Source organism: Leptolyngbya sp. CALU 1928, from assembly GCF_056784215.1.
In genome coordinates this window covers 26,443-41,610 of sequence record NZ_JBXBCE010000020.1, presented here as the reverse complement: position 1 = coordinate 41,610, position 15,168 = coordinate 26,443, and the positions used below count along the sequence as shown (strand labels likewise).

Genomic DNA, 15,168 nt, shown 5'->3' with positions numbered 1-15,168 from the left:
ATCAAAAAGCCGTAATTCACTGGTTATAGAGTTAGGTGATATATGGAATAAGAGATAAGTATGATTAAATCCTATAAGAACTGCCTCTTTCATTAGCTCTTTGCAACGGCTTATTCTTAGCATTGCTTTCAATTACTTTCCAATCAGCATTTTCTAGCACAGTATCTAAAACATCCGATAGATTGCAACGCTGCTCATAAGCAATGCGTCTTAGAATATCGTGATGTTCTGGCAAAACATATACAGGCTTTCTTTGTGTTTGCGCCATTTACAGTTTAGTAATGAACTTACCTCCCTAATATACCTTAGCTAAACACATAAGTTGACAAGCAGCTAATTAGCTGCTTTAGTAAAGATATGAGAAAGACATTTATAGATTTGTTCTCTGGCGCAGGCGGAATGTCTTGTGGACTAGAAATGGCTGACTGGCAGAGCTTGCTAGGGATTGACCACGACCAAGCCGCAATCGAGACTTTTAAGCATAATCATCAACAGGCTCAGGCGATCGCTGGCGATATTCACAAAATATCAGTTAAGCAAATTCAAGAAATTATCAACTACAAAAAAGTTGACTTAATCTGTGGTGGGCCACCTTGTCAGGGCTTTTCTACGATTGGACAAAACGATCATCAAGATGAGCGGAATTTTTTGTTTTTTGAGTTTCTTAGAATTGTCGAAGCCCTAGAACCCGATTACATTATTGTGGAAAATGTAACGGGACTTTTATCAAAGAGAAATGAGAATGTTTTAAAGGAAATAATCAAGAGCTTCACAAGTTTGGGCTATACCATTGATGTCAAAGTATTGTCAGCGCATCATTATGGTGTCCCAGAGAAGAGAAGACGGACAATATTTTTGGGTAATCGATTCGGTGTTAAAAATATTTATCCAGATAAAATTTTTAAAGATTCAGAACAAGATGAATATGACTTACCTTTGCCAAGAAACGTAGGATGGGCTTTTGATAACTTATTGAAATCATCTAATGGTGAGATCCTAAATCATGATATAGATCGATCTCAAATTACAAATGACTTGGAAAGAGAACGAATTAGCCATATGCCCGAGGGGAAAAGCGTAAGATATGAAAAAGATCAGTTAGCATATTTACCTAAAAACCTCTGGTTTAACGTTGATTGGAAAGCTATTCATGAAGAGAGGTTTAGAGAAGCGAAATTAAACAGACTCGATCGCAAAAATTGTGCGAATACAATTAATACCAGTCGAACAACTTACTATCATCCAACTGAAAATCGTTATTTAACCGCTAGAGAAGCAGCAGCAATTCAATCTTTCCCCCCTGATTACTTTTTTTGTGGGACACTAACTCAACAGTGGAGGCAAATTGGCAATGCGGTTCCACCTCTTCTTGCCAAAGCCCTTGGTGAATCTATACTTTGTTTGGATTCGATTAAAAATAATATGGAAGAAACTCAGTCGATTGAAGATATTCAGAGCATTAGAGCTAAGGCATTCTTCTATAAAGGATACACCTTTAAAGAGTCTAAGCAATTTGATAAATCTAGATCTACTCAGCTTGCATTATTTTGAACAGCAAATCAAACTATAGGTGGAAATCTACGCCCATCTTTTTCTTCGATATCAAAATGAGACTTTTGGAGGTTTCCGTTCTTGTTTATCTTTAGAACTGCATAGAACCCATACTTATAGATGGGATAGCTATGAATTGTTTTAGCTCTCAACCTCAACTTCATTTCACAATCAAATTGTGGTGTGCCTAATAAAAGAAGATCCTTTTTGAGATGATAAAACCCATATCCTCCAACCTGGATATAGTAGCAATTTTTACTGCCATAAAAGTCATATAAACTATTTATACCGATTTCCACCTTGTCTTCAAAAGCTTGTTGGTCTTGATGTTTCTGTTGAATCGTGATTTCATCTTTGGGGATAGAATATCGATTAGGAATAAATTGTTTATCGTTGATAATATCTAAGACTCCAACAGACGTATACAAAAATGTTACGGAGTCATCAACACACCAACTCCAAATTCCATTGTCCCACCTCAACATTTTTTGTCCATAATCAGCCTTAAGATCGAGCTTAACCTCTAGATGGCATTCTTGAGAATTGTAAAGAAATTTTATATCCGCCGATCTTCCTGCCCCACCTCTAGTTGAATTTATAACTAATAATCCTTTTGCATTTAGCAAATCAAAAATATTTTGCTCATAATTATCACCCTTGTTATATCCCATGATTTTTTCGTAATAAATAAAGTGTTATCAGACTCTCAGTACGGGACAAAAAGCTTGAAAAGATGAACAGGGTAGGGTTTCATCAGAATTACCACACTCATGAGAAACCCTATGAGCCAATATAGCGAATTAAAGCGAGTCCTCCGAACACAATTGAACTGGCATGGAGCGAGGATTTCATTTCTGGCATTGTTCTTGTTAGCCTTGCTCAAAGTCAAAACCGTGAATTTGAGCGACCTGTGTTTAGGCTTTGGTGGCAGGGCATTACCCCAATCGAACTACAAGCGATTGCAGCGCTTTTTTCGAGCGTTTGACCTCGATTACCCCCAACTTGCCAACCTGGTGGTGAGTTGGATGCAGATTCCGGGGGACTGGGTGTTGAGCCTGGATCGCACGACCTGGAAATTTGGTACTCACTGGTACAACATTTTGACGTTGGGCATAGTGCATGAAGGAGTTGCCTTTCCGATATTGTGGTGGCTGTTGGACAAGCAGGGAAATTCCAACAGTGACGAGCGGATGGGGTTAATGGAGAGGTTTGCCCAACGGTTCCCCACCGCTAGAGTGAACTACTTGTGTGCGGATCGAGAATTCATTGGGCAAGCCTGGGTGAGCTATCTCCTGCTCGAACCATCCTTAGCCTTTCGCTTACGCATTCGCAGCAGTGACCAGATTGAACACGATGGCAGGGTGCTGGCGGCGCGAGTCGTCTTTGCCCATCTGCAACCCGGTCAATCCCAACAACTCACAGGCACCTGCCGAGTCTGGGGTTACCCGGTTGCCGTTGAAGCCTTGCGACTTGATGATGGGGAGTTACTCGTGGTGATTGCGCCCGTCAAGGCGCAAGATTTGGTCAAAGACTATGCCTTGCGCTGGGGGATTGAAACGCTGTTTGGTATTTTCAAAACCCGCGGGTTCTGTCTGGAATCGACGCACCTCACCGATGATGAGCGGGTCAGTAAGTTGTTTGCCTTGTTGACTTTAGCCTTATGTTGGGCGATGCGAACCGGGTTATGGTTGCATCAATGGCAGCCCATTGAGATCAAAAAACACGGTCGTCGCGCCAAGAGTTTGTTTCGCTTAGGGTTCGATTATTTGCGCCACTTGGCACTCAATCCATCCCCGTCTAATGAGTCCGACTTTGTGCAATCCCTACAACTTTTGTCCTGTACTTAGATTGTGAACTTGAGCGATCCTGAAGTCGATGAGTTGAAAACCTTTAAACCCGGACATCCCGAACGCTCCGACTATGAATACAAGCGTAATAGAGTGGTCAATCTGTTTGGTTACTTTGAACCGCTAGCCCGATGGCGACCTATGCAAGTGACCGACACCTGCACCAAACTCGAATTCCACTACACTCCTAAACACGCCAGTTGGCTCAATCAAATCGAAGGAGCAGTTGAAGGACTGGGAGCATAAACGGGTAAACAACTTCATGGACTATCTCAACAAGCATCGTCAAGATTGAGATACGGTAATTCTAGAAGATTGGTTGCGATCGCCCTAGAGCTTCCATCCCTGTGCGTTGGAGAAGTCGGCATGATTTAGAGAAGCCTCATCAAATCGAGCATGAGTCAAATTGGCATGATGAAACAGGGTGCCGGGAGCCTGCCGAATCTGGAGCCAGACTAGCTTTAAGGATTGAAGCGTCAGCCAGAGCCAGACAAGGGTAATGCAACTGAATAACGCTCCTCCTGCAAAATGTTGAGTGCTAAGAAACCCGATCGCCATAGTGCCCGTCAAAAATGCGGCTGCGTATCCCATGACGGCTCCAGCCATCGTTGCCATAATGGTTCCGCTTACACCATGCCACCGAGCCAACATCAGCCCAGCGAGAATACCGCTCACCACTGCCCCGGCGATCGCCCACTGGGGATTTTTTCCTATGACGCTGCCCACATAATAGAATCCGTTTATTGCTGCCGCCATGACGGTCGATACTATAAACGCCGCACGATTGACTTTTGAACGAGGCGGCAAAATGGTTCGTAGTCCTGAGCTAACCCCTGCAACGCATAAACTGATACAGAGGACAAGCACATATCCCCAAGCGCGATCGCCAGGAGATTGCCCTAGTGCCCCAAACACTAACCCGCTAATTGCATGACCAGCCAGTAGAAAAGTGGCGATCGTTACTCCTATCCAAATCACTTGCTGTTTAGTGGTTTGTCCCATTTTCGCCCGTTCAAAGTTTGCGCCGATTAACTCTGCTCCGCTAAAATCACAGCCACGCAAATCCGCTCTGCTAAAATCGGCTCCATTTAACGCTTGTCCTCGGAAAGACCGATTTCTCAAATCTTGATTAGCATACAGAAGCGATCGCGAATGCATAGGCTTAAAACTCATATCAATTTGAAATTAAAATGCGACAGTTGGCTTTCTGAGAACGGCAATGCCCCTGTGTTTTAGAACTCAAAGCTCAAAACGATATCACAAACTTCTCCGTCCATGAATTTTCCCAAAAAAGTTATTTTTACTCTGTTGGGTATCAGCATTTTATCTTTGCCGATTGCCGGGTTTGGCTGGATGGTGGCTCAACGTCCACCCCAAACGAACATGGAAAAAACGTTGTTTCAAGGAATTCACTATCGCCGTGAGTTTCAACTGTTACCACGCCCCATCATGCTTCACATCATCGCCATTGATCTAACCACACCGGGAATCAAAGCCCTAGTTACACCGGGAACGCCTGGTTCAGACAATCGCGAACTCAATGCTCGGACTGCTTCAGAGTTTTTACAGGAATTTAAACTACAAGTTGCGGTAAATGCCAATTTTTTCTACCCCTTTGAGGAAGAAACCCCCTGGAACTATTTTCCTCACAGCGGCGATCGCGTCAATGCCGTGGGGCTAGCTATCTCAAACGGGAGCCAATATTCTCCCGGTGAATCAAGCTGGGCGGCATTATGCCTGACGGCAAATCAGGCTCAAATTGTCGCCAATGGAAAGTGCCCTAAGGGTACGATGCAGGCAGTTGCCGGAAGTGCCGTGGTCGTCGCCCATGGAAAGCGATTGCGACTAGAGCCGGGAACAGCCGACAGCAATGGCATCTATTCTCGAACAGCCGTAGCAATTGACCAGCAAGGAAAAAAACTTTGGCTGATTATTGTGGATGATAAGCAGTGGCTGTATAGCGAAGGGGTCACGCTAGCAGAATTAGCAGAGATTGCAATCCGGCTGGGAGCAGATGCCGCCGTTAACTTGGATGGAGGAGGTTCGACGACGCTTGTGGCTGACACTCCAGCCGGAGCAACGGTGCTGAATTCACCCATTCACACCAAAATTCCGATGCGATCGCGCCCGGTTGCCAATCATTTAGGATTCTATGCTCGTCCAGCGCGATCGCCTTTGGATTAAATCCGCAAGTTCCATAAGATTGCTAAACCTTTACAGCAAAAACTCTGCGATCGCCACCGCCGCACCATTCGCTTCAACCCCCAAGGTTACCCAATCCGCAGCGGCTCGCACAGCTTCCGGCGCATTGCCCATCGCAACCCCAATCCCTGCATACTGAATCATTTCTAAGTCATTAAAATTGTCTCCAATCACCATGACATTTTCCGGCTGAATCCCTAAAAAGTCTTCTGCCAAGTACTGAACGGCGGTTCCTTTGTTGACCAGAGGATTGGTAGCCTCGACAAAAATCGGCACCGATTTTGTCAAATACAATTCATCAACCGGATGGAGATCGCGCAACTCTGCCAATATCCGATCCATCAATATGGGATCTTCTCCTAACGCGAGTACTTTGGTTGGCTCTTGGTCAAGCAGCGATCGCAAATCCCCCACAGGAATCGGAATCACACTGGTGCGATAGCCATAATCTTTACTGTCAGGCGTAAGTTCCCGGACATAAAGCTGATCATCAATATAAAGATGGACAGAAAGCTGATCGCGCAGGGCTGGCTGCTCGTAATAGTCCAGCAACGCCGCAACTAAATGGGTTGGCATTGTCCAATGACGATGGATTTTTTCTGTGGTCGGATCTTTGATCAAGGCACCTTGATAAGCCATCAGTGGCAGTGTGGCACCGATCGCCTGGTGAAACCGCAGAGCCGAGCAATACATGCGCCCAGTCGCGATCGCCACCTGTACCCCGTTTGCCTGGGCAGCCCGAACTGCTTGCTTGATGGGTTCACGAATTTCGTTGGAAGCCCCAGCGATCGTGCCATCAATATCAAGCACCAACAGTTGTATGGTTGCCTTGGAAGAAGTAGGGGTTTGCATAGGATAGTCGCTAGGCGTAGTAGTTGAACAAAGAACAAAAGTCATTCCAATTTGATATTAAACGCGATTTTGTAAAGTCGATTCTGTATGGAACCACGCGATCGCGATCGCAGCTTAAATAATCGGCAGCAAAAGGTGAGATAAGCCATTCTCAGCGAGGGCTACATTCCCATCACACATTACCGTCAGTGTAATAACTTTCTGATCGATCAATCGTGTTTCTCCCGCCGAGGTACCCGTTCCAGCATTCACCGGGTAAGCCGGAAAGCAAGCAGCACTTAGGCTAAGCCGAATCGCATCACCTTTCTGAATGCAAATGCAAGTTGGCTGGAGCGCCAAAGTCAGAGGGTCAGTTTTTTGTGCAGACTGAACTTGGATATAGCCCTGAGCAAAATTGTAAACTGCGCCGTTAGGATGCACCGTTGATACCACGGCGCTCAGATCAAAACTCTCGGCATCGGCAAAACAGTAGATCTTGAGAATTACCTCGCCAGCTAAATGGCAGTCTTCTAGCAACGGTGCAGAAGTGTAAGTCAAGATATCACTGCGACAATCCAATGCCGATCGCTCGAACGATCCAGCCGGAAAAGCGGCGTGACCTCCAGCGGCAGGAACAGGTCGCCAAGGGTCATGAACCAAAACATCGAAGGAGTTTTGATTTTTATTCACGTCAGCGGCGCTTGGCGCTTTTGGATTTTGAATTAATTTGCCGTCTTGATCGTCCATCCCCGCGAGTCCGGTGCTGGAAAGATGAAAAGCGGTGGGTTGAGCGGAATTCCACGAGTCGAAGGATCGCCATTGGTTCGTGCCCATCTCAAATAGCTGAATCGGCGCTTCGGTGAGCAACCCCGTATCTTTACCTTTGAGAAAGTGATCAAACCAGCGGATTTGGAGGCGATCGCAAGGGTTATTCGCTTCGATCCCATACTCGATCGCGCCAACTCGCCGACCCCAAGGTAAATGCGCCCAAGCCCCCACAACTAGCTGTTGACGAGACTGACTACGGGTTGCCATGTCTTGATAAAGACTCAAAGTGCCCCGTAAAAAGGTATCAAACCAGCCGCCAATATGCAGCATCGGTAAATCTACAGCTTGCAAGTAGGTTTTGGGTGAAAGGGTTTCCCAATAAGCACCCGGCTCAGGATGGGCAAGCCATTCATGATAAAACGATCGCGGGTCAAGTTCGCTCAAAACCCGCGATCTCGTTGGCACGGTTTCATCAAAAGTCAAACTCTTAGCTTTCGCCGCCAAAGCACAAAAGGCAGCTTCATCCCCCTTCAGTCGAGCCGTTTCAGCCGCGAGTTGCAGTGCCCAACTTAGATTTGCCTGCAAACAAAAGGCACCGTTCTCATACGCCCAGTCGCGATATACGTCATGGGCAAGCATTGCAGGACACAAAGTTTTGAGTGCGATCGGCTTAGCTGCAGCGGCATATAGCTGTGTCATGCCCTGATAGGAAAAGCCATACATTCCCACTGCGCCATTGCTGCCAGGGATATTCGCCGCCCATTGTACGCTGTCGTATCCATCCTCAATTTCATGAGCGAACAGTTTGAACTCCCCTTCTGAGGTGCCGCGACCCCGCACATCTTGAATGACTACGATGTAGCCTTGAGCCGCGTACCAAGTGGGATGAGCGTAAACCACAGTAGACGCGATCGCCCGTCCGTAAGGTTGTCGCATCAGCAATACTGGAAACTCGCCGTCCATAGTAGGACGATAGACATCTGCATCTAGCCGCACGCGATCGCGCGTCCACATAGAAACTGTTTCTTGGACGATAGGGAAACTCATTCAGATAAAAAAATTGGCATAATCTTACCCGAATATTACGATAATCATCGAGTCGAAAATGCCAATATCACTCTCAAAATGGCTAGGATTACCAGCGCAAACTAGGCCACCAACAGAGATTAAGTGCGATCGCACTTATGAGTTAGTGGCTTGAGCAGCCAAAAGTTGCTTTAACTTCTCTAGATCCTGCGCCCAGCGAGGATCAGGCTGAACACTTTCTAAATCAGGAGTAGCAGTTCCCCCAGTCTTACGGGCTTTTGCGTTAGCGCCCTTACTTGCAGCTTTACGGACTCCACTAGGAGCCGGAACAGCCGCATTAGCCACAGGTTGCAGATCGTCTTCTTTCTCCTTCGTTCGAGGGAGCGCTTTCTCAATCTTTATGGGATTGTCGTTCAACACATGTCCGTTGAATTTATCAATGAACGCATCGGCTTCCTCATCTGTTTTAACAGTCACAAAACCAAATCCGCGACACTTATTGGTTTTGCGATCGGTAATCAGCTTTGTAGAAATTGAATCAGCCATTTCCTCAAAAACTGCTTCAAGCTCTTGACGAGTTAGCTCTTCTGACAAGTTACCTATGTATAGACGAACGGACATTGAAGATACCTCCAGACTGGATATTAACTAAACAAACTTTTTCTATTAACGAAGCAATTCATGCGGTGATATGCACACCCAAAATTTGACGAAACAGTTTTTTGCATTAATACTTCTTGCATTAAATCAACACTTTAAAAAACAGCCTATTAAAGCAAAACCATGATAATTCACAAACTCTTTGAATTCCCTAGTTAAGGGTGCAATAGCATAGCTGTTACGCAAGACTTAAAGTATGAACCGCTGAACAAATCGAGGAGTTGCTCTAATGTGTCGCTCTGATTGAGTACTTATGCCACCCATTAAGGTATCACGGTACGTCTGCCCTTGCCATAATGAAACAGAATTTGTGTCTATTGATTCACTGTCACTCGCTGTCTTGCTCAAGGTGCATCGCTAATCAAGCTGAAAATTAACGTACTAGAAACCTGAGATTACAAATCACACCCATTACTGTAACAAAAATGCAACAGACTGCTTGATGATGGATAAATTTAGATAAAAAGCTCAGTGCGGTATTTCTAGTCTTCGGCAAAAATATATTGATAAAGGTCAGCAGGATCAGGGTCTGGACTTTCTAAAGCAAATTCAACGGATTGTTCCACTTCTGCTTGAATTTTCTTTTCGATCGCCTTTAGCTCATCTTGAGTTGCCAAATTTTGTTCAATTAAATAAGTTGAAAACTTCTTGATTGGATCTCGTGCAAACCAGAGATCTTTCTCAGCTTTAGAGCGCAGTTCGTCAGGATCAGCCAAGGAATGCCCTCGGAAGCGATAGGTCAGGCATTCAATTAAAGTAGGACCTTCGCCAGCGCGTGCCCTTGCCACTGCCTCTTGAGCTACTGTATGGACTGCCATAACATCCATGCCATCCACCTCTACTCCCGGCAAGCCAAACACACTTGCCTTTTTGTAGATCTCTGGCTGAGCCGTTGATCGGTCATGCGCCATACCGATCGCCCACTTATTATTTTCCACCACAAATAGAATGGGCAACTTCCACAATGCCGCCATATTCAGGCATTCAAAAAACTGACCGTTGTTAGTTGTGCCATCCCCAAAAAAAGCAGCAGTCACTTGATCAGCAGTTTCATCTCCCATGACTTCTCGCCGATACTTCGATTGGAAAGCGGCTCCAGTGGCAACAGGAATTCCTTCGCCAATGAAAGCAAACCCGCCTAGAAAGCGATGTTCGGCAGAAAAAAGATGCATAGAACCGCCCCGCCCCTTACTGCACCCGGTAGCTTTGCCGAATAGTTCAGCCATGACATTTCGTGCGGGCACCCCGGCACTCAATGCATGAACATGATCGCGATAGGTACTGCAAACATAGTCTTCACCAGGACGCATCGCTTTAATCACGCCGCTGGCTATGGCTTCTTGCCCATTGTATAAGTGGACAAATCCAAACATTTTGCCGCGATAATACATTTCAGCGCATTTATCTTCAAAGAAACGCCCTAAAATCATGTCTTCATAAAGTACCATTCCTTCTGCTTTCGTAATGGTGGCGATCGCAGATGGCAAGCTGGGAACCGTTCTTTCCTGAACCATGGGCGTTAGTGACCTCAGACTTTCTTTAAAAAACTTACTAGAATCTATGTTGCTGACCGGAATATTTTGCTTATTCTAGGTGTAGGCTTCCACTCTGGTGAGTGAACCGATCAATGAACTATCCGTCTCTTTGGTATCTTGACAGGATGCCGTAAGACGCTACCATAGCTTAACTTGCTTCTTACCGTTGGGGAAGTCTTCTGTGCGTATTCCGCTTGACTATTACCGAATCTTGGGCTTGCCCATTCAGGCGACCAACGACCAGTTGCGCCAAGCTCATCGCGATCGCACGTTGCAGTTGCCCCGACGAGAATATTCCGATGCCGCCATTACCGCTCGGAAGCAATTGATTGATCAAGCCTATGCTGTATTGTCCGATACAGACCATCGACAGCGATACGATACCAGCTTTCTTGCCAAAACCTACGAATTCTCCACGGAGACGGATCTCCTCTCAGCCCATGCTCCTTCCGCCTATGTAGGGACGACCGACAGTACAGAACTTGATCCTCATGCGCCTAGCATCGAAATTGAGCAACCTCAATTTATTGGCGCACTGTTAATTTTGCAGGAACTAGGAGAGTATGAGCTAGTCCTCAAGTTAGGGCGACCCTTCCTAACGGGAGGAACCGCCAGCCTAAAAGAGGGGCAATATGGAGAGCCTGCCATTGTTTTCTCAGATGTGGTGCTGACGGTCGCGCTGGCGTGTCTAGAACTAGGACGAGAGCAATGGCAGCAGACCCAGTATGAAAACGCCAGTGAAGCCCTCGAGACAGGACAACAGCTTTTGCTGCGAGAAGGGCTGTTTGCCAATGTGCGCGGAGAAATTCAATCTGATTTATATCGGTTGCGCCCTTATCGCATTTTGGAGCTACTTGCAGCGTCTGAAGAGATGGTGGAGGCTCGCAGTAAAGGGATTGGGCTTTTACAGGCAATGCTGCAAGATCGCGGCGGGATTGATGGAACAAACGATGATCAATCTGGGCTAAATATTGACGATTTTCTACGCTTCATTCAGCAAATTCGTGCCTATCTGACGGCAGAAGAACAACAGCATTTATTCGAGCGGGAGGCAAATCGTCCTTCGGCAGTGGCAACCTATTTAGCAGTGTATTCGCTCCTCGCAAGAGGATTTGCCGATCATTACCCAGAGTTAGTCCAACGGGCAAAGCAATATTTGACTCGACTGAGCGATCGCCAAGATGTGAACCTGGAAAAGGCAGTCTGTTCTCTGTTGTTGGGTCAAACCGAGGATGCAAGTCAGGCATTAGAACTCAGCCAAGAACAAGACTCGATCGCCTTTATCCGTCAGCATTCTCAAGAATCCCCAGATCTTTTACCTGGGCTTTGTCTGTATACGGAGCGATGGTTTCAAGATGAAGTCTTTCCCCATTTCCGAGATTTAGCCCAGTGCCAAGCCGTACTCAAAGAATACTTTGCTGATCCTCATGTCCAAGGCTACCTAGAAGACTTACCTGAGGATGCCAGCATGACAAACCAGCCAGTGTTCTCCTCCCCTGTAGCAACTTCAAAGCTGGGGCTGGTTGCGCCTGATCGGGTAGCCGTCACTACTGGGATTGCTGCTGGGGCTGGAGCCGTTTATGCTGGCATGAATGGCGCACAATCAGGGGTGGCTCCGCATGCACCTACTGCCCACTCTGACTCTTATGCTGACTGGGAACGACAAAATGATCACGAATCGCTGATTGCTGCCGCAAAAGCTCGAATCGCCTCCCGTTCAGTGACTGCAACACTAGGCTCTACTATGACCAATGGCTCCACGATGCCAATGGCAGAGCGCGATAGTGAAGCCTCGACTGAGCCAGAACAATTGCTGCCTACGCGCCCCCTTGAACAGGATCGTCGTCGCAGCGATTCCCAGAGGGATCGTTTCACGAATCGTCCAAACTCAGCAGACAGCAGTAGTCTAAATCAAAATCATCGCCGCGATCGCGTTAGCCTTTCTCCCCAATTTGCTCGATGGCTACTGCCCGGTTTGGCGCTTTTAGGCGTGATAGCCTTGGGCTTTTTCCTTTCTTGGCTAGCGAGAGGCTGGCAAAATAATTCAAATCAGGGTGCTCAGCAACAAGATGAAAAGCTATTGGTGCAGTTAGATAAACCGTTGATTGATCTAGGAGATAGCGCGTCCCTCACCGCCAGTACTTTGGATAAAGGGTCTGCTCAGGCAATATTGTCCTCTTGGCTCACAGCTAAATCTAAGGCGATGGGGGCTACCCATGAAATCGACCAACTGGAGACCATTTTGGCAGATCCAAGCCTGACTGCTTGGCGCACGGATGCAGAAGAGCTAAAGCGCAACAATGAGTATCGAGTGTATCAACACGATGTCACCGTTCAAAGTGTAGAACTGTTGCCAACTTCCGCTACCGATAGCAGTGTCCCCAGTCCTCAAGCCAGTGTTTCTACTTCAAATGAGTCTTCTAGTCCGGCAGTCCCCGCGATCGCCGGGAATACCAGTTCATCACCAGATCCAACCTCGACCAGTCTATCAGCACCGTCTAGTTCTGCTACTGCAAACGAAGCCAAAGTCGTGGCTGATGTGAAGGAAACAACGGAAATTTATCGGAATGGCAAGATTGATGGCGCTCCCCAAACCGATAATTTACGAGTTCAGTACAACTTAGTCCGGAAAGATGGCAAATGGCGTATTCTAGATTGGCAAATGCTTTAGATCCTGCTTTAGCTGAAAGAATTACGCATGGAGCCTAAGCTACAACGCTTTTTTATTGCACTGGTGCCACCGCCAGACATTCAAGCGATCGCCAACGCCATCCAGCAACAGTTCGCTGAAGAGTATGCCAGTCAAGCTGCCCAAAACTCGCCGCCGCATATTACCCTACAGCCTCCCTTTACCTGGATGCTGCCAGAACTACCTAATTTGGAGCAGCCGCTAGCCGAATTTGCCCTACAGCAAATGGCTTTTGAGGTTGAGCTAGACGGATTCGCGGCGTTTCCACCCAAAGTGATTTACATTAACGTCGTCAAAACGGCGGCTTTGCTCAATCTGCAAGCTAGTTTGATGACTCAACTAGAAACTAATTTAGGAATTGTAAATGCAACTTCAAAACAGCGAACTTTTGCGCCCCACATGACTGTTGCATTCCGAGATTTGACCCAGCCCAATTTCGACGCGGCATGGCAACTCTTTCAAGAGCGATCGCTCCAGCTTAAATTTCTAGCATCGTCCCTCAGCTTGTTGCTCCACGATGGGCAGCAATGGCACCTCCATAAAACGTTTCCATTTTCTGAAAAAGTTGACTCCCCGTAGCTAATGCTACTTAGCCAGAAAAAGAATCAGGTACTATTAAAAATTACAAAGTTTTGTTTAGTCATTCGCCAAAAAAACTTTAGCCACTTGTTCAAAGAAGGATATTGCACCGATGACACAAGTTGCTGAACCCTCACTGCATCGAGTTGTGATTGTGGGAGGAGGCTTTGGAGGACTCTATGCAGCCAAATCTTTACGGCGATCGCCCGTTCAGGTCACCCTCATCGATCGCCGTAATTTTCACCTATTTCAACCGCTGCTCTATCAAGTTGCTACAGGTAGCTTGTCTCCTGCCGACATCTCCTCGCCTTTGCGCGGCATTTTGAGTGCCTGCAAAAACACGAGCGTTTTGATGGACGAAGTGACAGACATCGATCCCCAGCAGCAGATCGTCAAAATGCAAGAACAAGAAATTGCTTACGATTCGCTGATTGTAGCAACGGGAGTCAGTCACCATTACTTTGGCAATGACCATTGGAAAACCACCGCGCCTGGATTGAAAACGATTGAGGATGCGCTGGAAATCCGTCGTCGGATTTTTATTGCCTTTGAGACGGCAGAAAAAGAACCCGATCCAGTGAAGCGGCAAGCATGGCTGACCTTTGTGGTTGTGGGCGGTGGACCCACTGGAGTAGAACTAGCAGGCGCGATCGCGGAACTTGCCTTTAACACCTTGAAAAAAGACTTTCGCAGCATCGACACCTCCGCCGCTAAAGTAATTTTGCTAGAAGGTATGGATCGCCTGTTGCCGCCCTACCCGCTCGATCTCTCCGAAAAAGCCGCGATCGCCCTCACGAAGCTAGGGGTCACCGTTTGCACCAAAACCCTAGTGACCAACATTGAAGACAACATCGTTACTGCCAAACAGAATGATCACATAGAGCAAATTCCCACTCGCACTATTTTGTGGGCAGCCGGGGTCAAAGCTTCCGGCATGGGAAAAATCCTGGCAGACTGCACGGGAGTGAGCCTTGATCGCGTCGGGCGAGTCATGGTGGAACCCGATCTCAGCATCGCTGGACATTCCAATATTTTTGTAATTGGCGATCTGGCAAACTTTCCCCACCAAGGCGAAAAGCCACTACCGGGAATTGCGCCAGTTGCCGTTCAAGAAGGAAAATATCTTGCCAAACTGATCACCGAACAACTGCGGGGCAATACGTTAGCGCCTTTCCGGTATGAAGAAGTCGGAAACTTGGCAGTGATTGGGCAAAATGCCGCCGTCGCGGATTTAGGGTTTGTCAAACTATCGGGCTTTCTTGCCTGGTTCGTTTGGAGCTTTGCCCATATTTACTACCTGATTGAATTTGATAACAAGCTAGTGGTGATGGTTCAGTGGGGCTGGAGCTATTTCACCCGCAATCGTGGCGCTCGGTTGATTACGGGTGAAAGCACCCTTGGTCGCGTGGAAACCAGCAACGGCGACGGGCGATCTCACTCAGAACGAAAATCCCCGGTTGAAGTGTAAGCGGTAGATCGC

At 47.0% G+C, this 15,168-nt stretch carries 14 protein-coding genes; 7 read left to right on the top strand and 7 right to left on the bottom strand.

What is annotated here, in order from left to right:
* Positions 1-64: 64 nt before the first annotated feature.
* On the bottom strand, positions 65-268 hold the full coding sequence (locus tag AC1S5B_RS27240) for a hypothetical protein (RefSeq protein ID WP_482038792.1): 204 nt from the start codon (positions 266-268) through the stop codon (positions 65-67).
* 89 nt (positions 269-357) lie between these two features.
* On the opposite strand from AC1S5B_RS27240, the gene AC1S5B_RS27235 reads away from it, so the two are divergent.
* Entirely contained in the window at positions 358-1,551 is a 1,194-nt protein-coding gene (locus AC1S5B_RS27235; RefSeq protein ID WP_482038791.1) for a DNA cytosine methyltransferase, read from the top strand.
* A gap of 8 nt (positions 1,552-1,559) precedes the next feature.
* Here the strand turns inward: AC1S5B_RS27235 and AC1S5B_RS27230 are convergent, their stop codons facing one another.
* Complete coding sequence (locus tag AC1S5B_RS27230) at positions 1,560-2,222, bottom strand: hypothetical protein (protein WP_482038790.1); 663 nt, start codon at positions 2,220-2,222, stop codon at positions 1,560-1,562.
* A gap of 111 nt (positions 2,223-2,333) precedes the next feature.
* On the opposite strand from AC1S5B_RS27230, the gene AC1S5B_RS27225 reads away from it, so the two are divergent.
* Positions 2,334-3,398, top strand: a complete 1,065-nt coding sequence (locus AC1S5B_RS27225) for an IS4 family transposase (protein ID WP_482038789.1) — start codon at positions 2,334-2,336, stop codon at positions 3,396-3,398.
* 3 nt (positions 3,399-3,401) lie between these two features.
* A complete protein-coding gene (locus AC1S5B_RS27220; RefSeq protein WP_482038788.1) occupies positions 3,402-3,644 on the top strand; it encodes a hypothetical protein in 243 nt (80 codons plus the stop codon).
* 84 nt (positions 3,645-3,728) lie between these two features.
* On the opposite strand, the gene AC1S5B_RS27215 is transcribed toward AC1S5B_RS27220, so the two are convergent.
* A complete protein-coding gene (locus AC1S5B_RS27215) occupies positions 3,729-4,571 on the bottom strand; it encodes a pentapeptide repeat-containing protein (RefSeq protein ID WP_482038787.1) in 843 nt (280 codons plus the stop codon).
* Between the two features lie 102 nt (positions 4,572-4,673).
* On the opposite strand from AC1S5B_RS27215, the gene AC1S5B_RS27210 reads away from it, so the two are divergent.
* Positions 4,674-5,582 carry a phosphodiester glycosidase family protein gene (locus tag AC1S5B_RS27210; protein WP_482038786.1) on the top strand — a complete coding sequence of 303 codons (909 nt, stop codon included), beginning with the start codon at positions 4,674-4,676 and terminating at the stop codon, positions 5,580-5,582.
* Between the two features lie 30 nt (positions 5,583-5,612).
* Here the strand turns inward: AC1S5B_RS27210 and AC1S5B_RS27205 are convergent, their stop codons facing one another.
* From AC1S5B_RS27205 to pdhA, 4 genes are all read right to left on the bottom strand, one after another.
* Positions 5,613-6,452 carry a Cof-type HAD-IIB family hydrolase gene (locus AC1S5B_RS27205; RefSeq protein WP_482038785.1) on the bottom strand — a complete coding sequence of 280 codons (840 nt, stop codon included), beginning with the start codon at positions 6,450-6,452 and terminating at the stop codon, positions 5,613-5,615.
* 114 nt (positions 6,453-6,566) lie between these two features.
* A complete protein-coding gene (locus AC1S5B_RS27200; protein ID WP_482038784.1) occupies positions 6,567-8,246 on the bottom strand; it encodes a CocE/NonD family hydrolase in 1,680 nt (559 codons plus the stop codon).
* Positions 8,247-8,381: 135 nt separating this feature from the next.
* A complete protein-coding gene (locus AC1S5B_RS27195) occupies positions 8,382-8,846 on the bottom strand; it encodes an RNA recognition motif domain-containing protein (RefSeq protein WP_482038783.1) in 465 nt (154 codons plus the stop codon).
* 521 nt (positions 8,847-9,367) lie between these two features.
* On the bottom strand, positions 9,368-10,399 hold the full coding sequence (gene pdhA / locus AC1S5B_RS27190) for a pyruvate dehydrogenase (acetyl-transferring) E1 component subunit alpha (RefSeq protein WP_482038782.1): 1,032 nt from the start codon (positions 10,397-10,399) through the stop codon (positions 9,368-9,370).
* A gap of 202 nt (positions 10,400-10,601) precedes the next feature.
* Here pdhA and AC1S5B_RS27185 point away from each other — a divergent pair, with 202 nt between their 5' ends.
* From AC1S5B_RS27185 to AC1S5B_RS27175, 3 genes are all read left to right on the top strand, one after another.
* Complete coding sequence (locus AC1S5B_RS27185) at positions 10,602-13,091, top strand: IMS domain-containing protein (RefSeq protein ID WP_482038781.1); 2,490 nt, start codon at positions 10,602-10,604, stop codon at positions 13,089-13,091.
* 27 nt (positions 13,092-13,118) lie between these two features.
* A complete protein-coding gene (locus tag AC1S5B_RS27180) occupies positions 13,119-13,688 on the top strand; it encodes a 2'-5' RNA ligase family protein (RefSeq protein ID WP_482038780.1) in 570 nt (189 codons plus the stop codon).
* Between the two features lie 112 nt (positions 13,689-13,800).
* On the top strand, positions 13,801-15,156 hold the full coding sequence (locus tag AC1S5B_RS27175; RefSeq protein WP_482038779.1) for an NAD(P)/FAD-dependent oxidoreductase: 1,356 nt from the start codon (positions 13,801-13,803) through the stop codon (positions 15,154-15,156).
* Positions 15,157-15,168: the final 12 nt, after the last annotated feature.